The organism is Cytobacillus sp. IB215665 (assembly GCF_033963835.1).
Lineage (GTDB): Bacteria > Bacillota > Bacilli > Bacillales > SM2101 > Nanhaiella.
The window spans coordinates 49,030-74,498 of the sequence record NZ_JAXBME010000003.1; the positions used below are offsets into that span (position 1 = coordinate 49,030).

Annotated in this window: 21 protein-coding genes; 3 read left to right on the plus strand and 18 right to left on the minus strand. The window is 35.2% G+C overall.

Features of this window, described 5'->3' with window-relative positions; all coding sequences use genetic code 11:
* The first annotated feature begins 283 nt into the window (after positions 1-283).
* Complete coding sequence (locus SLH52_RS04545; protein WP_320208108.1) at positions 284-949, plus strand: TerC family protein; 666 nt, start codon at positions 284-286, stop codon at positions 947-949.
* Between the two features lie 355 nt (positions 950-1,304).
* On the opposite strand, the gene spxA is transcribed toward SLH52_RS04545, so the two are convergent.
* The 8 genes from spxA to SLH52_RS04585 form a co-directional block, all read right to left on the minus strand.
* Positions 1,305-1,703: a transcriptional regulator SpxA gene (gene spxA / locus SLH52_RS04550; RefSeq protein WP_214483288.1), complete on the minus strand. Its 399-nt coding sequence runs from the start codon at positions 1,701-1,703 to the stop codon at positions 1,305-1,307.
* A gap of 568 nt (positions 1,704-2,271) precedes the next feature.
* Positions 2,272-2,457 (minus strand): hypothetical protein, encoded by a 186-nt coding sequence (locus SLH52_RS04555; protein ID WP_320208408.1) that lies wholly within the window; start codon positions 2,455-2,457, stop codon positions 2,272-2,274.
* 51 nt (positions 2,458-2,508) lie between these two features.
* Entirely contained in the window at positions 2,509-3,717 is a 1,209-nt protein-coding gene (locus SLH52_RS04560) for a putative glycoside hydrolase (RefSeq protein WP_320208109.1), read from the minus strand.
* A gap of 672 nt (positions 3,718-4,389) precedes the next feature.
* Positions 4,390-5,328, minus strand: a complete 939-nt coding sequence (locus tag SLH52_RS04565) for an ABC transporter ATP-binding protein (protein WP_320208110.1) — start codon at positions 5,326-5,328, stop codon at positions 4,390-4,392.
* 6 nt (positions 5,329-5,334) lie between these two features.
* Entirely contained in the window at positions 5,335-6,387 is a 1,053-nt protein-coding gene (locus tag SLH52_RS04570) for an ABC transporter ATP-binding protein (protein ID WP_320208111.1), read from the minus strand.
* 11 nt (positions 6,388-6,398) lie between these two features.
* Entirely contained in the window at positions 6,399-7,346 is a 948-nt protein-coding gene (locus tag SLH52_RS04575; protein WP_320208112.1) for an ABC transporter permease, read from the minus strand.
* 1 nt (position 7,347) lies between these two features.
* Positions 7,348-8,280 (minus strand): ABC transporter permease, encoded by a 933-nt coding sequence (locus tag SLH52_RS04580; RefSeq protein ID WP_320208113.1) that lies wholly within the window; start codon positions 8,278-8,280, stop codon positions 7,348-7,350.
* A 133-nt stretch (positions 8,281-8,413) separates the two neighbouring features.
* Positions 8,414-10,069, minus strand: coding sequence for a peptide ABC transporter substrate-binding protein (locus tag SLH52_RS04585; RefSeq protein ID WP_320208114.1), 1,656 nt, complete (start codon positions 10,067-10,069; stop codon positions 8,414-8,416).
* A gap of 581 nt (positions 10,070-10,650) precedes the next feature.
* Here SLH52_RS04585 and trpS point away from each other — a divergent pair.
* The gene (gene trpS / locus SLH52_RS04590) at positions 10,651-11,643 is read left to right on the plus strand and encodes a tryptophan--tRNA ligase (protein ID WP_320208115.1); all 993 of its coding nucleotides are present in this window, start codon (positions 10,651-10,653) and stop codon (positions 11,641-11,643) included.
* A 206-nt stretch (positions 11,644-11,849) separates the two neighbouring features.
* A complete protein-coding gene (locus tag SLH52_RS04595; RefSeq protein WP_320208116.1) occupies positions 11,850-13,943 on the plus strand; it encodes a methyl-accepting chemotaxis protein in 2,094 nt (697 codons plus the stop codon).
* A 107-nt stretch (positions 13,944-14,050) separates the two neighbouring features.
* On the opposite strand, the gene opp4C (SLH52_RS04600) is transcribed toward SLH52_RS04595, so the two are convergent.
* From opp4C (SLH52_RS04600) to opp4A (SLH52_RS04645), 10 genes are all read right to left on the minus strand, one after another.
* A complete protein-coding gene (gene opp4C / locus SLH52_RS04600; protein ID WP_320208117.1) occupies positions 14,051-14,956 on the minus strand; it encodes an oligopeptide ABC transporter permease in 906 nt (301 codons plus the stop codon).
* A 13-nt stretch (positions 14,957-14,969) separates the two neighbouring features.
* The gene (gene opp4B, locus SLH52_RS04605) at positions 14,970-15,935 is read right to left on the minus strand and encodes an oligopeptide ABC transporter permease (protein WP_320208118.1); all 966 of its coding nucleotides are present in this window, start codon (positions 15,933-15,935) and stop codon (positions 14,970-14,972) included.
* A 34-nt stretch (positions 15,936-15,969) separates the two neighbouring features.
* Positions 15,970-17,739: an oligopeptide ABC transporter substrate-binding protein gene (gene opp4A / locus SLH52_RS04610; protein WP_320208119.1), complete on the minus strand. Its 1,770-nt coding sequence runs from the start codon at positions 17,737-17,739 to the stop codon at positions 15,970-15,972.
* Between the two features lie 194 nt (positions 17,740-17,933).
* Complete coding sequence (locus SLH52_RS04615) at positions 17,934-18,917, minus strand: ABC transporter ATP-binding protein (RefSeq protein ID WP_320208120.1); 984 nt, start codon at positions 18,915-18,917, stop codon at positions 17,934-17,936.
* Between the two features lie 9 nt (positions 18,918-18,926).
* A complete protein-coding gene (locus tag SLH52_RS04620) occupies positions 18,927-19,937 on the minus strand; it encodes an ABC transporter ATP-binding protein (RefSeq protein WP_320208121.1) in 1,011 nt (336 codons plus the stop codon).
* Positions 19,938-20,443: 506 nt separating this feature from the next.
* Complete coding sequence (locus tag SLH52_RS04625) at positions 20,444-21,193, minus strand: YjbA family protein (RefSeq protein ID WP_320208122.1); 750 nt, start codon at positions 21,191-21,193, stop codon at positions 20,444-20,446.
* 148 nt (positions 21,194-21,341) lie between these two features.
* Complete coding sequence (locus SLH52_RS04630) at positions 21,342-21,551, minus strand: hypothetical protein (protein ID WP_320208123.1); 210 nt, start codon at positions 21,549-21,551, stop codon at positions 21,342-21,344.
* A 219-nt stretch (positions 21,552-21,770) separates the two neighbouring features.
* Positions 21,771-22,688 carry an oligopeptide ABC transporter permease gene (gene opp4C / locus SLH52_RS04635; protein ID WP_320208124.1) on the minus strand — a complete coding sequence of 306 codons (918 nt, stop codon included), beginning with the start codon at positions 22,686-22,688 and terminating at the stop codon, positions 21,771-21,773.
* A 13-nt stretch (positions 22,689-22,701) separates the two neighbouring features.
* The gene (gene opp4B, locus SLH52_RS04640) at positions 22,702-23,667 is read right to left on the minus strand and encodes an oligopeptide ABC transporter permease (protein WP_320208125.1); all 966 of its coding nucleotides are present in this window, start codon (positions 23,665-23,667) and stop codon (positions 22,702-22,704) included.
* A 40-nt stretch (positions 23,668-23,707) separates the two neighbouring features.
* A complete protein-coding gene (gene opp4A / locus SLH52_RS04645) occupies positions 23,708-25,459 on the minus strand; it encodes an oligopeptide ABC transporter substrate-binding protein (protein ID WP_320208126.1) in 1,752 nt (583 codons plus the stop codon).
* Between the last annotated feature and the right edge of the window lie 10 nt (positions 25,460-25,469).

Here is a 25,469-nt window from a genome sequence, read left to right on the forward strand (position 1 = left end):
AACACTATATAAAATATCGTTTAAGATGCCATATATTTGTTATTTACTCGTCATAATGATGAATGTTGCTTACTATACTTGTACTATTAATAAAAAAGCTGCTTTCGCATTTTTATTTTGCTACATAATAAATAATCACAATATAACCATCTTTTTGAGGCACCAAACACTATGATGTCATTAAATTTGGTTAAACAGCCTTCATTTAGTATAAGAATCAACTAAATTTACGAAAAGAGCCATAAAAAAATAGCGATATTATTTACTTAACAGGAGGACGAGAATGGATTTTGATTACGTAATTACAATCATGATGATTATTGGAATTGACATCGTATTAGGCGGCGATAATGCTGTTGTAATTGCCTTAGCAACAAGAAATCTTCCTGAAGCTAAAAGGAATAAAGCAATCTTTATAGGTACTACCTTTGCTATTATTGTTCGTATTTGTTTAACTATTATTGCAGCTTTATTAATGACTATCCCGTTATTGTACATGATTGGTGGAATATTACTTCTCCGAATTGCTTATCAATTACTCGTGTCAGAGAGTCAAGATCAAACAACACTCAAAGCAAGCACCTCTTTATTTATCGCTATTCGAACAATTGTCTTTGCAGATATTATAATGGGTTTAGATAATGTAATTGCAATAGCTGGGGCCTCACAAGGACATTTTCCACTCGTAATAATCGGCGTGTTAATCTCTGTTCCAATTATAATTTGGGGCAGCAAACTAATATTATACATAATGGATCAATACCCTATTATTATCTATATCGGAGCAAGTATTTTAGCATTTACTGCCGGAAGAATGATTACGCATGAATTATATTTCACACAATTTTTCAATCACTATAATTACGTAAAACTCATTATACCATATATTTGCATTTTACTCGTAATTGCAAGTGGATATATTAGTAATCGGATCAGAGTAGTTCGTTAAACGGCACAAGACTTTTAAATTGACTACATTTGATAAGCTCTGGTTCAGTCTTGTTAAAAAACTTGAATGCATCAACAAATCGGAACTTTGTTTCTGTTAATAGCATCTGACGAAAACCAACAAGCTATTCGTTATAAATCTCAGCTTATGCTATGGCCTGGATTGTTATATGACATTTTAAAAAATACGTACACAATTAGAGTTCGTGAAATTTTCTCTTCTTTAATACGATGAAACACATATACAACCAATATTTGCGTTTTTCTAAATTAGTATTAATAGCAGAAAAGTTTGCAAAATAGCCTAAGCTAAAAAACTTCTACATCGAAATGTAGAAGTTTTTTTATATTCCAGATTATTGGTTAACTAATTTTTGCGCTTCTTTCAATTGAAAAGTTCGGACTTTACGTGGTAAAAACCTTCTAATTTCATCTTCGTTGTAACCTACTTGAAGTCTTTTTTCGTCAATAATAATTGGTCTCCGTAACAATCCAGGGTTTTCACGAATGAGACTATACAATTCATTCAATGGTAAAGTATCAACATTAACATTTAATTTTTGAAAAGTTTTTGATCTTGTAGATATAATTTCATCTGTTCCTTCTTCTGTCATTCTTAAAATCTCTTTAATTTCTTCGATAGTTAGAGATTCTGAAAATATATTTCGTTCTTTAAATGAAATATCGTGTTCCTCTAACCAAGATCTCGCTTTGCGACAGGAAGTACAACTTGGTGATGAATATAAAGTTACCATTGTTTCTTCACTCCCATAATTTATGTGGATAGAAAGCTCACATAAGAAATAATTTCATAAATTAAAAGTTACCAAAAGTTCAGTATATCTGATAAGAGGATGTTTAACCAATTGTACGAGCAAACCTGTTGTAACATTATAGTTATAAACAATGCTTCAGCTTATATTCTCCACTTTTGATACTCTCTAAAATGTTATACGTAAATAAACAAAAAAAGTTTCAAAAAAAAGAAAAAAAAATCTAAATTGAAATGAATCTAAATAAGTAATGTCTATCGATAATTATACAATAAATAAATTTAGAAAGATATACTTTTTTCAATTAATTATGTGTAAAAAAACCCAGCGACAGCTAGGTTTTTTCTTATATATATTTTATTTAGGTTAAATTTTCCTAAAATGCAACTTGTATCTAATCGTATTGAACCTTTATGAGCAGACTGTTTTCTCATTGACTGTATTCGAAATAAGAATTTAAAACGCATACGACTAGTTCGCAGCACCTTTCCTACATTAACGATGTTAACAATCGTAAAAACAAGGTTTACAAAAATAGTCTCCTGCTAATTTAATTTCTTTTCCCTCCAACACTTCTCCAACCGACTTGTGTATTTGCAGATTGATTAAAAGATTCAGCTTTCTTTCTTCCTCCAAAAAATTTTTCACCAATACCATTTAACATGACCCCCATCATAGCGGTAATACCTATGATTAGTACAGCTACTATAGCAAAATCAGTAAAATAATCAATAATCATTCCAATACCTCCATTGATTTAATTCTATCGACCTTCACAAGTAATTTCCTAGTTCAACGGGGTATAATCTACATTTTCTGTATAGGAGTTACCTGCATTCCAAAGTAAAAATTCATTTATACCATTTTCATTCAAAGCTCTAATTTGATCCTCTACTTCAGCTTTGCCATATGGTTTATAGTTACCATTTCCTAACCAAGAAGCAGTAAAATCTTGAAGCCAAGGTCTAGAAATAGGACTATTAGCTAACTCTTTTAACTTCTCAGCTTCAACCTTAATGTATTCTGTAACTAGTTTATACGGCTCTAAATCTGGCTTTTGAATACCAAAATATGTTGTCCAATGACTAGGATAAATCATAGACGAAATAACGTCAACATTTGCTGATATTTTAGAAAAGTTTTGCCCTATCCCAGGAGCTTCAGGCAACGTTGCTGTATAACCAAAAATATCCACCGATACTTTTACTCCATATGGCTTAAGCTTTTCTTTTGCATAGGCAACAAAATCTGTAACTGATTGAACACGCTTTTGAACATTATCTATATCCTTGCTTGCATATTCTCCCATACTGTACGATAAAATGGAATCACGTTTTTCAAATCCTTCTGGAAATCTCACATAATCGAATTGAATTTCTTGAAATCCTAGCTTTGCAGCTTCAATTGCTATACCGACATTATAATCCCAAACTTCTTTTATGAATGGGTTAACGAAAGATTCGCCTCGTCTATTTGTCCAAATATTATTTTCCTCAATAAATGACCATTCAGGATATTTATTTGCAAGGACGCTATCTTTGAATACTACAATCCGAGCAATTGGATATATTTTCTTATCTTCTAGTGTCTTTAACATTTCTGAAGGGTCTTTAATATAGTTTTTTCCAATTTCTTTATATTGTTGGTTTTCTGGTATGTATGTCATATTTCCATAATCATCTTTTATGTCTATTACCATTGCATTTAAATCCGATGACTCCACTAAATTAACTAAAGAACCAAATTTAGCTCCACCCGCTGAATGGCCTGTCACATAAATCCCTCTTACTGCGTCAGGGTATTCAAAGGACAACCCAGAATCAAACATGTAACGAGGTAGCTGTTCAGGTAGGCTCTTTTTATTTACAACTGGCCTTTTTATAACGTGATTACTTACCGAAGTTGTCTCTATTTGCTTAGCATACCCATCTGTACCAAACAACAAAAACAACATACTAGCAGTTATAAGTGTAATAAAATATCTCTTTATATTCATAAATGAGTGTTCCCCCAACTAAGATGAATTAATTTAATTATAAATCAAATAACTAATTTTGGGGGTAATGTTTATCAAATTCTTTTATTTTTTTGGTTATTTTATAATTATAATTCGAGCATTTTTTGACCTATCGTTACAATTAGCCTCAACCAACTTATATGATGAATAGCTCAGCTAACATTTTAATTTTCTTAGTGTGCAAAAATATTGCATTTATTAGAACATAGGACAGCTAGATAGATAATATACAACTGTCAAGTATAAAGGGTAAGAAGTGTTAATTACTTATGCTTGATTCGCAGTAATTGTTGCTTTTAGTACTAACAAATAAATACGTATAAACGAGGCTTTCGTGGTATTTTTCTTCTCTAAAGACTATAATAATCATTTCATCCACATTAGTTACTCAAATGTAAGTGAAAAAAAGCAACAAAGTATTCGAAAATAACCATTACTAAAAAATATGGAAAAAACAACAATCAATGTTCTTTATTAATTGGTGTTGTTCGAATGTAATCTCAATTATCATTCTTGGCATCTTGCCTTCTAAAAAACGATGTCCAATTTTTTCAAATTCCTTCTTACTATGCTAATTTGGTAACAATAGCAACATAGTTTACGAAAAGATCCTAAAAAAAGAAGATCCCTTAAAAAAGAGATCTATCGTTACTATATCCGTTCTTCTTTATAACGTTTGTATTCAGACTCTGAGCAATAGACGAAATGCCCTGGTTTAATTTCTCTCATTTCAGGAGCTTCAGCGTCATAATTATGCTGCAAAGGGTCATAAATTATTCTTTTACGAGAGCGCTCATGTTCTGGGTCAGGCAATGGAATTGCTGATAACAGTGCTTTCGTATAAGGATGAATTGGATCGTTATAGAGCTCATCACTGCTTGCTAGTTCTACAATTTTCCCACGATACATTACACCAATTCGATCACTAATGTACTTGACCATCGAAAGATCATGCGCAATAAATAAATATGTCAAACCTTTTTCTTTTTGTAACTGTTTCATCAAGTTCACGACTTGAGCTTGAATAGATACATCCAACGCTGAAATAGGCTCATCTGCAATGATAAATTCTGGATCTACAGCTAGTGCCCTTGCAATACCTATACGTTGCCTTTGTCCGCCACTGAATTCATGAGGATAACGACTCGCATGCTCTCGGTTAAGCCCAACGATTTCTAATAACTCATGGACTCTATTCATTCGATCTTGTTTAGAAGAAGCGAGACCATGAATATCAATTCCTTCTGCTATAATGTCAGATACTTTCATTCGTGGATTTAGTGACGCATATGGATCCTGAAAGATCATCTGCATTTTTCGATTAAAAGATTTTAATTCCTTTTTCGACTTCTTCCCGTGGACATTCTCCCCACCAAAAATAACTTTGCCATCAGTTGCATCATATAAACGAATGATCGTTCTTCCTGTAGTAGATTTTCCACAACCAGATTCTCCAACTAAGCCAAACGTTTCACCTTTATATATATCAAAGGAAATACCATCAACAGCTTTTACTGTGTTTTCTTTGCTAACATAAAAATGCTGTTTAAGATCTTGAATTTCCAACAATTTTTCTCTTCTATTCGTCATTTTCATTTACCCTCTTTCATGACTGCGTTTGAAAGATTCATATTGCTTCTTCATACGCTGCACTATTTCAGGTGGCTCAACTTTTGGTGCATTATCATGTAATAGCCATGTTTTCGCATAGTGAGTATTTGATACTTTAAACATCGGTGGTTCCATTTCAAAATCAATTTTCATCGCGTATTCACTTCTCAATGCAAATGCATCTCCTACAGGTGGGCTAATTAAATTAGGTGGTGACCCTGGAATCGCATATAGCTCATCCTCGCTGCCTTCAAGACTTGGCATTGACCCTAGTAACCCCCATGTGTATGGATGTTCAGGACTATAGAATATTTCATCTACTGTCCCAGTTTCAACAATCTGCCCAGCATACATAACCGCAACACGATCAGCTACGTTTGCTACGACGCCTAGATCATGGGTAATGAATATAACTGCCATATCCATCTTTTCTTGTAAATCCTTTAATAACTCGAGAATCTGCGCTTGAATGGTCACATCGAGAGCAGTTGTAGGCTCATCACAGATCAATAATTTTGGACGAGATGACAATGCAATCGCAATGACAACACGTTGTCTCATACCACCACTAAATTGGTGAGGGTATTCATCCACACGCTTTTCTGGCATTGGAATACCTACCATGTCCAGTAAATTAATCGCCTCTTTTTTTGCATCAGCGTTTGACATGCTTTGATGCTTGATTAAACCTTCCATGATTTGATGCCCGACTTTCATCGTTGGATTTAATGAAGTCATCGGATCTTGGAAAATCATCCCAATATCTTTACCGCGGATTTTTTCCATCTGTTTCTCTGATTTTTGGACAATGTCTTCACCATTAAACATGATCGAGCCGCGTACATACTCCCCTGGAGGTGTTGGAATAAGCTTCATAATTGACTGTGTTGTCACACTTTTTCCTGAACCTGACTCACCAACGATAGCTAGCGTTTCTCCTTTGTTTACGTGAAAATTTACGCCACGGACTGCCTTTACTTCTCCTGCAAAAGTGTGAAAAGAAATAGCTAAATCGTTTACCTCTAAAATTGGCTTCATTTTTCTCCCCCCTATTTTCGTAGTCGTGGATCAAGTGCGTCTCGTAAGCCATCTCCAACAACGTTAAAAGCAAAAATGGTTAAACATATAAATATAGCCGGGAAGAATAATTGCCACGGATAATATTTCATTGCTGGTACACCTTCACTTGCCATCGTTCCCCAGCTAGCGAGTGGTGCTGGTACACCAAGACCTAAGTAACTTAAGAAGGCTTCAGTAAAGATCGCTGCAGGAACCGTTAATGTCATTGTAATTAAAATGGGGCCCATTGAGTTAGGAACTAAATGTCGAGCCATAATTCTTTTCGTATTTGCACCTAAAGTTTGAGCTGCTAACACATATTCCTGAGATTTTAGTTGAAGGACTTGCCCACGAACGATTCGAGCCATATTAATCCAACCGGTTATAGACATTGCAATAATCATTGTTGTTAAGCCTTGTTCTAACACAACCATTAATAAAATTACGACTAATAAGTATGGAACAGCTGTTAAAATATCGGCGATACGCATTAATATTTCATCCGTTCGCTTGCCAAGATAACCTGCTAAACCACCCCAAATGATACCGATAATTAAATCAATTGTTGCAGCAGCTAAACCGATAAACAACGAAATTCGTGCACCATGCCAAATTCTAGTAAACACGTCACGACCTAAGCTATCAGTGCCAAACCAATGTTCACTTGAAGGTGCTTTATTCGCTTGGGTTAAATCATTTGTCGCATAATCATATGGGGTCAAGCTTGGACCAATCCATGCCATAATTCCGAGTATGAACAATAAAAATATACCGAATACAGCTAATTTATTACTTTTAAAGCGAAGCCAAACATCTTTCCAAAATGTGATGCTTTTCCCTAATTTTTCTGCTTCATGTGCTTCAGCATTTGTTCGTTCGAATAATTCTTTAGGTAAGTTTTGTTGTATCGTTTGTGATTCTTCTAACTGTTTATCCATATTAATCCCCCTTCCCTTGAGCAAGTTTAATACGAGGATCAATTAATCCATATAATATATCCACTAAAAGGATTGAAACGAGTAACAATATACTATAAAACACAGTTACACCCATAATCGTTGTATAATCACGATCTGTAATCGATCGAACAAAGTGGCTACCTAGACCAGGAATACCAAATATACTCTCGATAACGAAGCTACCTGTTAAAATCCCAGCTGTTAGTGGACCCATATAAGAGACTACAGGCATCAAGGCATTACGAATGGCATGCTTGACAACGATAACGGTATTCTTTATACCTTTTGCCTTCGCCGTTCTTATATAATCTGAAGCTAACACTTCAAGCATGCTTGATCTAGTAAGTCGTGCGATAAATGCCAGCGGTGTCGACGCTAAAGCAATCGCAGGCAAAACATGGTAAGAAAATGATTCAAATCTAGCGACTGGGAATACCCCTAACTTTATCGCAAACACATATTGTAAGACCGATGCCATGATAAAGCTTGGTACGGATATCCCTAATACCGCTAAAATCATTACAGAATAGTCTTGCCATTTATTATGCCTGAGAGCTGAAATAACACCGAATAGTACACCAAAAGCCAGTGCTAGAAAGATAGCCTCCAGTCCTAGTATTAACGACACAGGGAATCCTGAATTAATAAAGTCATTTACAGATTGACCTTTATATTTAAATGATGGGCCGAAGTCCCAACTAGCGACTGAAACTAAATAATCAAAATATTGAACATACAATGGTTGATCAAGCCCATAATATTCATTTAATTTCTGTTGAATCTCCGGTGGTGGTGGCTTTTCCGAAGTAAATGGGCCTCCAGGTGCTGCCTGCATGAGAAAGAAAGTAACAGTAACAATTAACACAAGTGCTATTAACATAAAGCCTAAACGCTTTACTATATATTTAAACAAGGGTTTACACCTCCACAATATTCTGACAAAACCCTAATCGTAAAGAATGGTATACGGAGAAATTCTCCATATACCATTACTTATTAATACTATAAAACAGCTAATAATGTACATTTAATGATTTTGAAAAATATTATTCTTCTATGAAATAAGCCCATTTATATTGTGCATCACCTAAACCTGATACTACAACATCTTTTAAATTATCTTTTTTCACGTACTTATTTGTGTAGTAATAAATTGGCATTGCAGGCATTTCATCCATGAAGATTTCTTCAGCTTGTTTTAACAGATCTTTACGTTTTTCTGGATCAGTTTCCGTATTAGATTCATTTAACAAGCTTTTATACTCTTCATTTTCCCAACGAGTGTCGTTGTTGCCACCAATTTCTTTGTAAATTTCTAAGAAGTTCATTGCATCGTTGAAATCACCTAACCATCCAAGACGAGCAATTTGGAAATCACCAGCATCCATTGCGTCAAGATGAACTGCAAACTCTTGGTTTAACAACTCAACTTCTATGCCTAGATTTTTCTTCCACATATCTTGAATAGCTTGAGCAATCTTGGCATGTGCTTCAAGAGTGTTGTAAGAAAGTGTAATTGAAGGTAAATCATCTACACTTGCAAAACCTTCTTCAGCTAACCCTTCCTCTAAAAGCTGTTTTGCTGTCTCAATATCAGCATCTTCAAAGTAACCTTGATCTTCAGCTTCAGGGAAGATTGTCGGTGGTATAATTCCCAATGCTGGAATTTCTCCACCTTGAGAAATATTATCTACAATCGCTTGACGGTCAATAGCATACGCGAAAGCTTTACGGATTTTTGCATTATTAAATGGTGCTTCTGATGTATTAAACTTGTACCAATAAACACCAGCAATTGGATTGATTGATAATGCACCTTGATCCTTAAGGGTTGGAAGTGCTTCTGTAGGTAAATTACCTGTTGGGTTACCAGCCCAATCCAATTCGTCATTATCAAACATCGTTAATTCAGTATTTGCATCATTAATCATTACTATTTCAATTGTTTCAAGCTTAACATTATCCGCATCCCAATAATGTTCGTTCTTTTCTAAAATGATCTTATCGTTATGTTCCCAAGCAGTCATTTTGAAAGGACCGTTTGATGTATAATCATCTCCAGCATCTAAAGCCCAATCTGCGTTAGCTTCTGCGATTTTGCTATTTACTGGATAATAAGTATAAAATGCCGTTAGTTCTAAGAAATACGGTGTTGGATTTTCCAATTGTACTTCAAGTGTCTTATCATCAATTGCTTTGACACCAACATCATCAATTGAAACTTCACCTTTTGACGCTGCTTCAGCATTTTTCACATAATATAATTGATATGCATAGTTTGCTTCTCCTGAATTAAGGACCCATTTCCATGCATATTCAAAATCATTAGCAGTTACAGGATCTCCATTTGACCATTTAACGCCATCACGTAGAGTAAATGTATAAGTAAGTCCATCTTCCGAAACTTCTATGTTTTCAGCCATCGCTTCTTCAGGGCTACCTTCTTTACCAATACGAGTTAATCCTTCAAACGTCTGTAATAGTACTGCTGAAGAAGTCGTATCTTCTGCTAAACTTGGATTTAAAGTACTAGGCTCAGAATTATTATTAATTCTTAGAGTTTGGTTTTCTGCTAAAGTTTCTTCACCAGTAGTACCAGTATCTTCTTCTTTTGCAGGTTCCTCTGCTGTTCCACAAGCAGCTGCGAACACACTCAAAGCAAGAATTAATGTTAGAAGTAATGACATTTTTGTCTTCTTCATGTTGTGTTTCTCTCCTTTTCATTAAATTTTCATGTTGAGTAGTTATAAAACCACAAAATTTATTATACAAGTTTTCGACTTAATGTGCATAAATTTTGAATACGATAGTAATTGATATCCCTGATACGGTTACCATTCGACACGAATAAATAGTACTATATACCTATAAAATCGTTGTATTTATTATGTTTATTTTTGTTTCTTTTACAAGAATAAACCAATGAAATATTTACCTATCGAACTTCCCCTTTCTATATATGTATTTTTATTACATTAAGTGAATAAAAAAGTTCGCAATTCTTTTATTGGAATAATTTTTACTTACTCACATTTTACAGTCTTTAGTATGCTAATTTTCTTTGTTTTTATAATATAAAGTTTGCATTTACTATTTTTTTTTTATATAATTTTGCAATACTTATAATTATATTAAAATGCTGTGTTTTTTTGCTTTTAACTAAAGATGATAAAGTTTTGACATATAAATAATTTCACATTTCTCATTACATAATTCATTTTGTCATCTTTACATATCAGAATGTTCATTAGTTTAGGAACTTAAATATAAGGAGTAAAATGAAATGAAAACTATTTTTTCGGGCATACAGCCGAGCGGATCCATCACATTAGGAAATTACATTGGAGCAATGAAACAATTTGTAGAATTGCAGCATGAGTATCAATGTTATTTCTGTATTGTTGACTTACACGCTATTACCGTACCACAGGAGCGATTACAATTAAGAAACAATATTCGGAGCTTAGCAGCTCTTTATTTAGCAGTAGGCATTGACCCTCAAAAATCCACATTGTTCATACAATCGGAAGTACCTGCACATGCTGAAGGAGGTTGGATGCTCCAATGTACTGCTCATATAGGTGAGCTTGAACGTATGACACAGTATAAAGATAAATCATCAAGTCGTAATGATGGAGTTTCAGCTGGTTTGTTAACGTATCCACCTCTTATGGCTGCTGATATTTTATTGTATAATACTGATCTCGTTCCAGTGGGAGAGGACCAGAAGCAACATATTGAATTAACCCGTGATTTAGCTGAACGCTTTAATAAAAAATATAATGATATCTTCACCATCCCTGAAGTTCGAATATCTAAGCACGGGGCTCGTGTAATGTCACTTGTAGATCCTACAAAAAAAATGAGTAAATCTGACCCAAATACAAAATCATTTATTACTTTATTAGATGATGTAAAAACTATTGAGAAAAAAGTAAAAAGTGCCGTAACTGATTCAGACGGTATCGTTAAATTTGATAAGGATCAAAAGCCAGGAATTTCAAATTTACTTACGATATATTCCGCTCTTACCGGTCAGCCAATATCATCAATTGAGCAACAATATGAAGGCAAAGGTTATGGAGTATTTAAATCTGAACTAGCTGATGTCGTCAAACAATCACTGACTCCTATACAAGAAAAATATAATCATTTAATGGAATCTAATAAATTGGACGACATATTAAGTGAGGGCGCTGAAAAAGCAAATTATAATGCAAATAAAATGCTAAGAAAAATGAAAAATGCGATGGGGTTAGGTCGAAAGATGAGATAGTTTCAGATCTTTCTTTACCTTCTCTAAGATAAGAAGTGTGACGTATTAAGTTTCAAACGTCACACTTTTTGTTTGCATAAAAAACTATATTATAAATCCACTTCTCTTTACCTAGTTCTATTAAGTAATTTTTCGATATCAATAGTTTCCTTTTCATAAATAATGGTATAATTGCTATAATTGATTATTTTAAGGGGGACTATTGTGTGCGAAAAAACAAGAACACGATGAAAATAGCAAAAAAACATACAAATCGTACAAAACCAAAAATAAACATACACGGAATTGGCATTAAAATAAATTTGCTATTTTTAGTTTCTATGATTACTACCGGCTTGTTACTTATATTAATTATTACACCTTACGTCACAAAGAAAATGGAAGAAAATATACAAACTCAATCTTTGATGGTTGCTGAAACTCAGTTACAGTCATTACAAGGCTACGTTAACACAACAGTTGAAGAAATAACACTCATGTCAGAAATGCTAATGAATGAAACTGATCAAAATATTAGTAAAGGTTATTCTAGAATGCGCTCTTCAAATTCTAAATTTTTAGATATTTATCATATTAACGATAGCGGAAATGAAGAGTTGAGACAAGGGTATTCCATCTCACGTTCAGATCGAAGTAATGATGAAGCATATAATAAAGCCATGGAATCTGGTCTCTTTATTGGCAAGATTAAAGAAAGTAAATATACAATGGGACCCGTTTTTACATTAGAAGTGTCTAAAGTAGTAACAGATTTAGTTAAAAAACCGATAGGTGTTATTGGTACATACATAGATATCCGTACTGCTTGGAGGGAACTTAGAGGAACTGCATCCAATACAGACCAAAACATGTTCCTCGTGTCATCTGCAGGATTTGGAGTTGCCTCAGATGAACAGTCTCAACTAGAAACCAATGATCAGGAATTGATGTCATTTCTTGACCACGAGGGTGTAAGTGATATGGTTTCAAAAGTAGAAGGGAACGAGTTGGCGGAAGGTACTTCACTATTAAGTGGGGTTGGAGTGTTTAAAAATGAAAATGGTGATGAGCAAGTAACTTCTTATGTATATGATCATGAGCTAGGTGTTGCAGTCTTTGTAGATACTCCTGTGTCGATCGCTTTTGGAGCAGTAACAGAAATACGAAATGTTATCATTCTTGTCATTGTCCTATCACAAATTGTAATTACATTTATAGCATTTATATTTTCAAATCGACTTGTAAAGCCCTTAAAGAAATTAATGATCGTTGCTAAACGTATTGCCAAAGGTGACTTAACGAATACGACGAACATCACTCGTAAAGACGAGATCGGTCAATTGGCCAAGTCATTTGACGATATGATTATAAGTTTAAATGATATCGTTAGAAATACTAAAGAAGCCTCAAACGTAACACTTAATACATCAGAACAATTGAGACAGACAGCTAACGAAGTCGCTATCTCATCTGAACAAATTACAGCAGCCATTGATGAAATTGCACAAGGATCAGAGTATCAAGCTGCTATAAGTCAAGAAACAGACGACAAAATAGATCAATTTATGGAGATTGCTACTCAAATAGATAAGCAAAGAAATGAGGTTGTTACAACAGCCGAAGAAACACAAGATACAATTGTTGATAATCAAACCATTTTGGAAGATGTCATCACCGGTGTTCAAGCATTAGCTGATGCGACAGATCAATCTTCTACAGAAGTAAAAATACTAGAAGATAGGACAAATCAAATTCGTACAATTCTTGAAACTTCAAGAGATATAGCTGATCAAACAAATTTATTAGCGTTAAACGCGAGCATTGAAGCAGCACGAGCTGGTGAGCATGGTAAAGGTTTTGCAGTTGTTGCAGATGAAGTCCGAAAGCTTGCGGAAGAAAGTAGAAATGCCTCTAACAAAGTAGAAGAGATTATTTCAAGTGTCCTTGATTCAATATCCAATGTGAATAAAACAATGATACAAAGTATTGAACAAGCACAAAAAGAAACTGAGGCGGCCGAAAAAGCAAAAACGGCTTTACTACAAATAAATGCATCTATGGATAAAGTTGTACTTACGATCAATTCTATGAATGATTTATTAGGAGAACAAAAAACAAGTGTCACTTTAATTCAGGACCATTCAAAGCAATCTTCTTCTTATGCGATGCAAACAACTTCAAGCACGGAGGAAGTTGCAGCTTCAGCTACTGAAACAGCTGCTAATATGGCCACTGTTAGTGAACAAATTGAGAATTTATTGTCAATGTCACAAGAACTAAATAAATCTGTTGAACGATTTAAAGTAAAGCAAGACAACTAGATGACTTAACGCATTCATGTGTCTTCTATAGCTCAAAAATAGTCAGTCCTGTTATCCCTATATTCATATATAGGACAAGGGACTGACTATTTTTTAAGTTCTTTTTCTCATCGAGCTGATTTCGGATTAAAGGCATCTTTTAAGCCCTCTCCTATAAAATTAATAGATAAAATAGTTAACGTTAAGATTGTTGCAGGGGGCACCCAAATCCATTGCTTGTTTTGAAGGGTATCAGTTTCTCTAGCAACTGACAACATATTTCCCCAGCTTGGGACGGTTTGTGGAACTCCGAAGCCAAGGAAGCTTAAACCTGTCTCTGCAACGATCATACTTGCAAATAAGAGCGATGCTTGAACTATAATTGTCGAAGCTACATTCGGGAGTAAATGCCTTGTAATAACTTTAACTGGTGAACACCCGATTGATTGTGCTGCTAGAATATACTCATTTTCTTTTTCAGCAAGTATCTTACTCCGTACTATTCTAGCAACTCCTCCCCATGCTAACACACTAATAATACCAATCAATACCCAAACACCATTTACTTTTCCTATAAAAATAGAATTTACTACAATGACGAATACTAAAAAAGGAAAATTTAAAATAAAGTCAGTAAACCTCATCAAAGCTCCATCTACAAAACCTCCAAAATACCCTGCTATCGACCCAATAATTGTTCCTAGCAATATGATTAAGAACGTACACGACATACCAATCACTAACGATATTCTACCACCATATAGCAAGCGAGTGAAAACATCGCGCCCGCTTTTATCAGTTCCAAACCAATGATCTGCTGAAGGAGCAAGTCCCATCTCTCCTACATTAACTCTTGTAATATCAGCAGTCGTTATATAGGGTGCTAAAAACGATATGATACATATGAAAGCAAGAAAAATAGCGCTGATCATGGCAAGTTTATTCTTTAAGAATTTACGACGAGCAATGGCCCAAGGAGATTGATTCTTTCTTGCTTTTTTTACCTTAATTGATTGATCTGTTTCTACTTCCATACAACCATTCCTCCTATTCTACTCTAATTCGAGGATCGACTATACCGTATAAAATATCTGCTATTAAGTTTCCTACTAAGGTTAATAGTGACAACATCATTACAATCGCCATCACAACTGCATAATCCCTACTATGTATAGAGCCTATGAATAAATTACCTATACCTGGATAAGAAAAAATTGTTTCAGTAATAATTGCACCACCTACAAGTGCTGCAAAATCAAACCCTAAAAAGGTAACAAGCGGAATGATTGAATTTCTTAAAATATGTTTATTATAAATTGTAGATTCTTTCGTCCCCTTCGCTCGCGCTGTTCGAACAAAATCTTTACGACTACTTTCGATAATATCATTACGTAAAAACTGCGTATAAGAAGCCGTACTAAATGCCCCTAATACGATTGCTGGTAATAAGACATGGTGTAATCTACTTTGCCAATATGCTAGTGTACCTCCTTCTAAACCGATCGTTACTGAACCATGTGATGGAAACCAACCGAGTTCAAATGCAAAGAAATATATTGAGACGATAGCCGCAACAAATGATGGAATTGCTAAAACTAAATAGTTAAAGCCACCTATCGTATGGTCAGCAATAGTATAAGGCCTTCTACCCGCATAACTTCCCATAAAAAAAGCGAGAATATATGTGATTAATAAAGAAGTAACACCTAGCAAAATTGTATTAGGCAAACGCTCAAAAATGACTTGTTCTGCTGGAATTTTATATTTTGTAGATTTTCCAAAATCACCTTGAACAAAGTTTGTCATCCAACGCTGATACTGAACAGGAATTGGATCATTGTATCCTAGTTTTTCTCTCATTTCTTCAATATACTCTGGATTAGTATTTGACGGATCGATTTCTCCACCAAGTGGATCCCCTGGCATGAGCATTGCCAGGGAAAACACTACAAAGGAGATAAGGAGTAACATCGGTATCATGCCAAGTAATCTTCTTAGTATGAATTTAATCATCATCATTCTCCTTATCTAGCATTATCGTAATTTGTTACTCTGAAATATACCAAAGGTGAACATCATTTTGTGCACCTACTGAGTTAATATGTGTACCTTGAAGCCTATTATTTACTGCCCATAGGTCATACAACTCCATAATTGGTAACACCGGCACTTCTTCATTAAAGAATTGCTGCCATTCTTTATAGATTGCCATGCGTTTTTCCGTATCAGTGCCTACAATTTCCATATCTAATGCATCGTCTAACAATCGGTCATTTTCGGCATCTACCCATCGCGTGTAATTGAACTTTGCATCTGATCCCCATAATGGAGATGGATCTGGGTCTGTCCCGGTAAACCAACCACCATAGAAGACTTCAAGCTCTTGGTCATCATTTTCAAGCATGTCATAATATAAATTGACTTCAATTAAACCACCAGTTGCAAACTGAGCATCAAGTCCAACGTCTTGCCAATATTGAAGGATTGCTTGTGCACGTGCTTCATAAGTCGGATTACTCGTAGCATAATGTCCAAACTTAACGGTGAATTTTTCACCATCCGGATTATCTCTCAATCCATCACCATCAACGTCAACATAACCAGCTTCATCTAGTAGCTCCATTGCTTTTTCAGGACTGTATTCAAATTGGTTCGTTAACATTGAATTTTCAGCTGCAATCCAGTGCACGGAAGGAACTGGTCTATTAACTGGTTGTGCTAGGCCGCTGAAAAATGCATCAACCCAAGCTTGACGATCAATTGCGTACAACATCGCTTGCCGTAGTTTTTTGTCCTGATATTTCTCAATATTCATGACGTTTTTATCGCCATCCCACTCTCCCATTTTGAAGCCAATATAATAATATGATAATCCTGGTATTTCTAATAGATCGATGTTATTTAATGCTTCAACTTCGCCTAAATTTGAAGGGTGAACACCCATCATATCTACTTCCCCGTTCTCAAGTAAGCCTTTCGTTAACGAGCTGTCAATCACTTTAACTACAACCCCATCTAAATATGGCCTTCCTTGATAGTAGTCATCAAAGCGCTCCATCTCAACATATTCCCCAGGAACAATTTTCTTTACTTTAAATGGACCTAAACCAACAGGGTTTTGACGAACCTGAGGTGATCCGGACATATCTTTCACTTCGATTCCTTCAAATTCAGTTCTATTCATTGGATATGTCCATAAATTTTCTAAATTATTGACTCGAGCCTTATCAAATGTAATTTCAATCGTATAATCGTCAATGACATTTAAGCCGCTTATATTGTCAGCTTCTCCTGCACGAAAGTCTTGCGCACCTACGATATCACTAACATTCACAAAACGAACTCCGTCATAGTCTGGATGTGCAATCGTTTCCAGTGAAAATACCCAATCGTGAACAGTCAATTCATCTCCGTTATGCCATTTTACGCCTTGTTGGAATGTGAAAATGTAGTTAATGTTGTCGTCTGTTGTCCAGTCCGCTATACCTGGAACGTATTGAAGGTTATCGTCAACACCAATTAAATTTTCATCAAAAAATGATAAAATATCACCGTCAACAGATCCATCATAAAAAGCAAAGTTAAATAAACCATCAAATTCTGATTCTACTGCGTACGTTGCAACTCCACCTTCAGTAGGTCCCTGTTCTACCACCTCTTCTTCATTTTCCTCTGTCACTTCTTCTTTATTTTCTTCTGTTACAGGATCTTGACTATCTCCACTTGTTGGGTCACCATCATCACCTCCATTACACGCAGCTAGGAAAAATGAAAGTACTAATAACAATGACATAACAGATAACTTATGTTTTTTCACAAAAACACCCCCGAGTTATAATTTTTCCCCCAAATTCACGTAGTTTAACTTGGCTGTTTTCGTATGAGATGTTGTTTTAACACAGAAAGATAGCTAAGTATACCGTAAGGTTCGTGTCATCTTTCCATCTCTAAAATAGCTGTATCTTCCTATCCTCATCTAGCGAATAAATAGTGAAAAAACGAAAAGAGCCGTTAATATAGATGGCAAGCAACTGAATGTCCTTGTTTCACCTCCTTTAAAGAGGGCTTCACTTGTTCGCACTCCGGCTTTGAATGTACACAACGAGGATGAAATGGACAGCCTGTTGGGGGATTTGCCGGACTAGGGACATCTCCATGTAAAATGATACGCTCCTTCTTTGCTGTAGGGTTTGGTTGTGGAATTGCTGATATTAACGCTTGTGTATATGGATGCAGCGGCATTGAGTATAAACTATGATTTTCACCGATTTCTACTATTCTACCTAGATACATAACTCCAATCCGGTCACTCATATGCTTCACTACACTTAAATCATGTGCAATAAATAAATAGGTTAAGTTAAAAACATCTTGTAGTTCTTTAAGTAAATTAAGGACTTGCGATTGCACAGAAACATCAAGCGCAGATACAGGTTCATCAGCTATAATAAATTTTGGCTTTAATGCTAGTGCTCTAGCGATACCAATACGCTGCCTCTGACCACCAGAAAACTCGTGGGGATACTTGTAATAAGAGTCTGCAGGTAAGCCGACTTTTTCGAGCAAATTCGTAACCTCACCTTTTAAATTTCTTTTAGTGATTTTAGAATAATTCCGTATAGGCTCAGAAATTATATCTCCAATCATCTGTTTCGGATTTAATGACGCATAAGGATCTTGAAAGATCATTTGAAAATTACGTCTTAATTTTTGTAATGAACTTCCTCCAACTTTAGTAATATCTTGTCCTTCAAATACAATACTTCCATCTGTGGGGGCTATCAACCTTAGCAACGTTCGTCCAGTTGTGGATTTTCCACAGCCTGATTCTCCTACGAGGCCAAATGTTTCACCCTTATTAATTGTAAAGGATACACCGTCAACCGCTTTCACATGCCCTACAGTTCTACGAAAAAATCCTCCTTTTATTGGGTAATATGTTTTTAAGTTCTTAATTTCAACTAAAGAAATATCATTATCCGTTGCTCTTAACATGTCTTACCCTCACTTCTTTAATTGACTAGTTTCATATAGTAAACACGAAACAAAATGTGATTGTTCAGTTTCTACTAACTGTGGAGTTACAACTTTGCATTGTTCTTTCACTTCTTGACAACGGTTGGCAAACCTACATCCGACATCCGGCATACGTGTAATAGAAGGAACGATCCCTTCAATAGAACCTAATTTCTCTACTACGGTATCCATTTTAGGGATGGATTCCAATAAAGCTCTTGTATATGGATGCTGTGGTTTACTAAATAGTGTTTCAACGTCCGCAGATTCTACAATCTTTCCAGCATACATTACAAGTACTTCATCACACATTTCAGCGACAACACCTAAATCATGAGTAATTAATATAATAGACATATCATTTATTTCTTGAATATCCTTAAGCAAATCTAGAATTTGTGCTTGCACAGTAACATCCAAAGCCGTTGTAGGTTCATCTGCAATGAGAAGTTTTGGTTGGCATGCAATTGCCATAGCTATCATGACCCTTTGTCTCATTCCTCCTGACAATTGATGTGGATATTCATCAACCACCTTTTCCGGTCTAGAAATACCAACACTTTTCAAGAGGGCAATACTTTTATCTCTTGCCATCTTCTTAGAAATCTCCAAATGATTTAACAGGACTTCCTGCACCTGGGATCCTATCGTAAAGACGGGATTTAGCGCTGTCATAGGTTCTTGAAATATCATAGTTATGTCTTTTCCACGAATACTATTTAGCTCCTTGTCACCCATCTTCTCTAAATGTTTTCCCTCAAAAATAATCTCACCGTTAATTTTCCCGATACCCTTCGGCAACAGTGACATAATAGATAATGACATCACACTTTTTCCACAGCCTGATTCTCCAACAATGCCGACAATTTGCTTTGGCCTTACAGTAAATGACACTTGGTCAACAGCATTATAGTATTCTCCATCAACTTGAAAAGCTGTCTCTAAATTTCTAACTTCTAATAGTGGTGATACCGTTCTTGAATGAGAATTTATACCCATAGTACACCTCAATTATTTTGACTCTTTTCGGTATTTTGTGGGGTTCTTCTTATTAACTACAACAACTAGACTAAATTTTACAACTGAATAATAGTTATAAACTCTAGTTACAAACCTGTTGATTCCAAGTTCGAAAATAGTCATTATTTATTGTGAAATTTCACAATTTCCAATTCACATTCAATATATTACAAGCATTACAAATACATTACAGAATTTAGTTATTTATCAAAATTTTGTGTGCTTTATGAAAGTATATAAGGTATAATTCCCCCCATTTCCTATTAATGATTAATCATTATTAAAGCGTCTATTTTTCGATACAAAAATTTATGCTCTTTTGGTAAACTTAGTTGCAATTGTTCCAAATCTAAAAGATAAAACGAAGTTTAAATCAAAAGTGATCTTGATGACACATCGGTAGTGTTGTAAGTATTTATTTCACAACAATCAATGTGAAAACAATCAAAATAAAAAAGTAATCGGATAATAGCCCGATTACTTTTTTAATTAACTTTCGACTCTTGTTCTAACTCCCACAATTTTTCAAAAAATGGTTGTCCTTTTATTAAGTTTTCACATAAAAGCTCATGTTTAGTACTCCAACCCGTTTTTGCTTCCTCATATAAACTATACCAAGCTTCTTTAAAAGTCATTTGTTGTATATTTTCATAATGTTGTGGTTTCCATTCAGTATACCAATATCTTATTTGTGCAGCATTTTTCGTTTGATATAGCTGGTCTAAGGCCATAAACAATAGCTGTTTAAGTTGTCTTTCTTTTCTCGTTAGTCCGCTCATTAGCTCTGGTTCAAGAGAAAGAATATGGTATTCCTTTTCTTCATTATGATGAAGTTCTATTGCATATGCATCTGGTTCTTTATCTTGGACCATTTCATATACCAATTGCTCTTGTCTTGGTATAAGTCTGCTTTTTCTTATCGGTATATGGTATCCTATTGTATCAATCGCAACAATTCCTGACCCATCCGTTACAACAAAACAATACTCTAACTGTTTTCGTTCATGATTTTTCCGAATAAATGCTTTCTTATGTACATCTTCTAGCAGCTGTGCAGGTAATTCCATTAAATCATTTTCAATATAAGCATAGAGTAATGAATCGACTTTAATCAATGGAACTTGATCTAATAACTCCACACTATCGTCACTTCTCCATTCGTGAAAGTGACATACATTATATCCGTTCTCTTCACCTTCAAACCAGTTTACCCAAACATCATGAAGATACAACATACTTTTACCCCTCACTTCACTACTGTTTGTCAACAGTATAGGCAGAGTACTATAAATTTATTCCATTATTTGAAACTAATCGATACTGTTTTTCCTCTTATTCATATTTTGGATAGTAAAATTCACCATTATCTGTGTGACACAATTACTATTCTTCATTATCAAACTGTAAATAAATACTAAGCCAAATAATACAGATTCCTATTACTAATAAATAACTTTCTACCCTTTTGCTAATAAAGATGACATAGTCCATAACTCCTACACCGAGTGTGAGCAAGTTTAAGTAAGCTATAATGCTAATTCCCCCGGCAACACAAAGACCAAATCCTACAAGAAACAAAAACAAGCGGAACATCAGTTAGCTCACACTCCTTTTAGTGATATTAACACCATACTTAATGTCAAAAGAATCAATTGATTTATATAGTTGAAAAGCACATTTTTGTCGAATATAGCGAATAACTGTAAACGGATTGATACTTGTCCTATAGAACTTATTCATATATATGAAACGAAAATAAAAAAAAGTAGTCAAAAAAAAATCTATCACTATTAAAGTGATAGATTTTTTTAATTATCGGCTGGATTTCGGATTAAATGCATCCTTCAAGCCTTCACCTACAAAATTAATTGAAAGAATCGTTAAAGCAATTGCTAAGCCTGGTGGAAGCCATATCCACCATTTATATTGTAAAACATCTGGGCTACGTGCTTCTTGAAGCATGTTACCCCAGCTCGGAGTTGTCATAGGAACACCAAAACCAAGGAAACTTAAGCCAGTTTCAACAACTATCATTACCGCCAATAAGAGTGTTGCTTGTACGATAATAATAGACATGATATTTGGAAATAAGTGCTTTCTAATAACTTTCGCTGGTGAACAACCAATTGATATTGCACTAAGAATATACTCATTTTCCTTTTCAGCTAATACTCGTCCTCGGACTATACGAGCCATACCTGTCCAGCTTAATATACTAATAACAAAAATGAGAACAGCAATACCTGATTCAATAAAAATCGCTTTCAATACGATTACAAACGGTAAGAACGGAAATATTAGAACAAAATCCGTAAATCTCATAAGTACTGAATCAACCTTACCTCCGAAAAATCCAGAGGTAGCACCAATAATTGTACCGATAATAGTAAGGATTAGCGTAATTGAAAACGCGAGTAATAATGATGTCTTTCCTCCGTGAAGAACACGGTCAAATACTTCTCTCCCAGCTTTGTCAGTACCGAACCAATGCTCAGATGATGGTTCCTGACTAATTTGAGTTGTGTCGATAATATTCGTTTCTTCCATCGGTACCGTTAACGGTTCAGCTAACATACTTACAGTAGTAATAAATAGCAAGAAAATTAAGCTAATCATAGCTGGCTTATTACGTAAAAATTTTCGTCGAGCTATTGCCCACGGTGATTGTTTTTTGGGACGTTTTGTTTGTGGTATAACAGAGTTTGCTTGATTTGACACTGATGGTTCCATCTTTTTCACCTCACTAACCTAAACGGATTCTCGGATCAACTATCCCATAAAGTAAATCCGCTATTAAATTACCAATTAACGCCATCATTGACAGTAGCATAGTGATTGCCATTAAAACTGAATAGTCACGGCTATTCATCGATTCAAAAAACAGGTTGCCAATGCCTGGATATGTGAAAATCGTTTCAACGATGATTGCCCCACTTAATAAAGATGCGATATCAAAACCTAATAATGTTACGATCGGTATAAGAGAGTTGCGTAATATATGTTTATTATAAATAGTGCTCTCTTTTGTACCTTTCGCTCTCGCTGTTCGAACGTAATCTTTACGTGAGCTTTCGATTATATCATTCCGTAAAAATTGCGTATAACTAGCTGTAGCCAATGCACCTAATACTAATGCAGGTAAAATCGTATGCTTTAATTTACTCATATAATATTCTAATGTTCCAGCCTCAACACCTGAACCGATACTACCAGTTGCTGGTACCCAGCCTAATTTAATAGCAAACACGTAAATTGCAACTAATGCCGCAACAAAACTTGGAATCGCTAAGGCAATATAATTATAGGTTGAGATAAAATAATCTCCTGTTTTATAAGGATACCTTCCTGCATGTCTCCCCATCAAAAATGACAAAACATAAGCAATTAGAATTGCAGATATTGCGAGTAAGAGTGTGTTTGGAAAGCGAGAAAATACTAGCTCAGATACATCACGTTTATGAACAAATGAATCTCCGAAATCTCCTTGTAGTACGCCGCTTATCCAACGAAAATATTGCTCGTGAATTGGGTCATTTAAACCCATTTTTTCACGCATCTCTGCAATATATTCAGGGTCAGAATTGAGCGGATCAACTTTACCCGAAAGGGCATCCCCTGGCATTAGCTTAGCCAGGGTAAATACCACTACGGAGATAAGGAAAAGTAACGGAATCATTCCTAATAGTCTACGAATCGTATATTGTAGCATGTCGGATCTCCTTATCGTACAATTTCATTAAATATTGCTTTTATTCTGTTACATTCCATAAATGGATGTCAGTACTAACTCCAAATGGATCAACAGTAACACCTTTTAGACGTTTGTTAATTGCCCACGGATCTTGACGTTGTTCAAAGAAAATAACAGGTAGCTCTTCGTTAACAAGTTTTTGCCACTCGTAATAAATCTCTTTACGGTGCTCAATTACATCTTTGTTTGGATCCTCTGGGAATTGGATACCTGCTTTAATTAGCTCGTCAGACTCTTCGCTGTACCAGCGCCACATATTCCACTTATCAGTACTTAACCAAATACCAGCTGGATCTGGGTCTGGTGATAGACCCCATGCACCGTGGAATGTTTCAACTGATGGATCATCTGCTTCAATCGTATCATAGAATAAGTTGAAGTCTTTTAACGTACCGCCGTTTAATTGTGCATCAAGTCCAATTGCTTGCCAAGCTTGTAGCACGAATTGAGCGCGGATCTCAGATGTTTCTGCTCCACTCATCGCATCAAAGTTAATCGTGAATTTGTTACCGTCTGGATCTTCACGGAAACCATCGCCATCAACATCAACATAACCAGCTTCATCTAAAAGTTCTTTTGCTTTTTCTTGATCGTAATCATATGTGTTAATTTGATCATCTGGAATTTTTGCCCAAGAAACAGATGGAATTGGAACATTAAGCGGTTTACCTAGTCCACTTCTAAAGCTATCTACATATTGTTGTCTATCGATTGCATACGCCATTGCATGACGAAGCTGTTTGTTTTGGAATTTAGGGTTGTCACTCACAACGACATTGTTTTCAGTATCATAATAACCCATATCAAAAGCGATATAGCTGTATGACATAGAATCTACTACTACATTTTCAAGATTTGGTAAATCTTTAACGATTTCCCACTGATCTGAAAGAGCTTCCATAATATCTATTTCGCCACTTTCAAGTAAACCTGATGATAATGCACCATCAACTACTTTATACACAACACCATCAAGATACGGCTTTCCTTGCCAGTAATCATCATTACGTTCAAATTCAACCATTTCACCAGGAACGATGTTTTTAACTTTAAATGGACCAACACCAATTGGGTTTACACGAACTTGATCAGAATCAGGAACATCTTTAGAAGATAAATCTCCATAATAATGTTTTGGTTCTGGTGCTGTCCAAATGTTATCAATTAAGTTAACAGATGGTTCTGTTACTTTAACTTCAATCGTATAATCGTCTACTACCGTAATACCTGAAATCGTGTCAGCATTACCTTGTTGGTAATCCTCTGCACCTTCTATCATTGCAACGTTTGCAAAACGAGCTCCTTCATAGTCTGGATCAGCGATTAAGTACCAAGCATATTCCATATCCTCAGCAGTTAACTCTTCACCATCATGCCATTTAACGCCTTGCTTTAAGTTAAACGTTAAAGTCATGTTGTCTTCAGAAAGCTCCCAATCTGCAAGGTTTGGTACAGTTTGTAAGTTCTCATCAGTTTTAGTTAAACCTTCATGCATAAACTGTAAAATCTCTGAATCATCTTGTCCTTCATAATAAGCATATGACAATACACCTTTAAACGGTTGGTTAAAACCAAATGTGACTGTCCCGCCTTCTTTAGGACCTTCTGTTGTAGCTTCAGTTTCGTTTGAATCAGTTTCTTCTGAGTTATTATCATCTGCTGGCGCTGATGCGTCATCCCCGCCACCACAAGCAGCTAAGAACAATGCTAACACAAGCATTAATGAAAACAGCCATAATGATTTTTTCATAGTTCTCCCC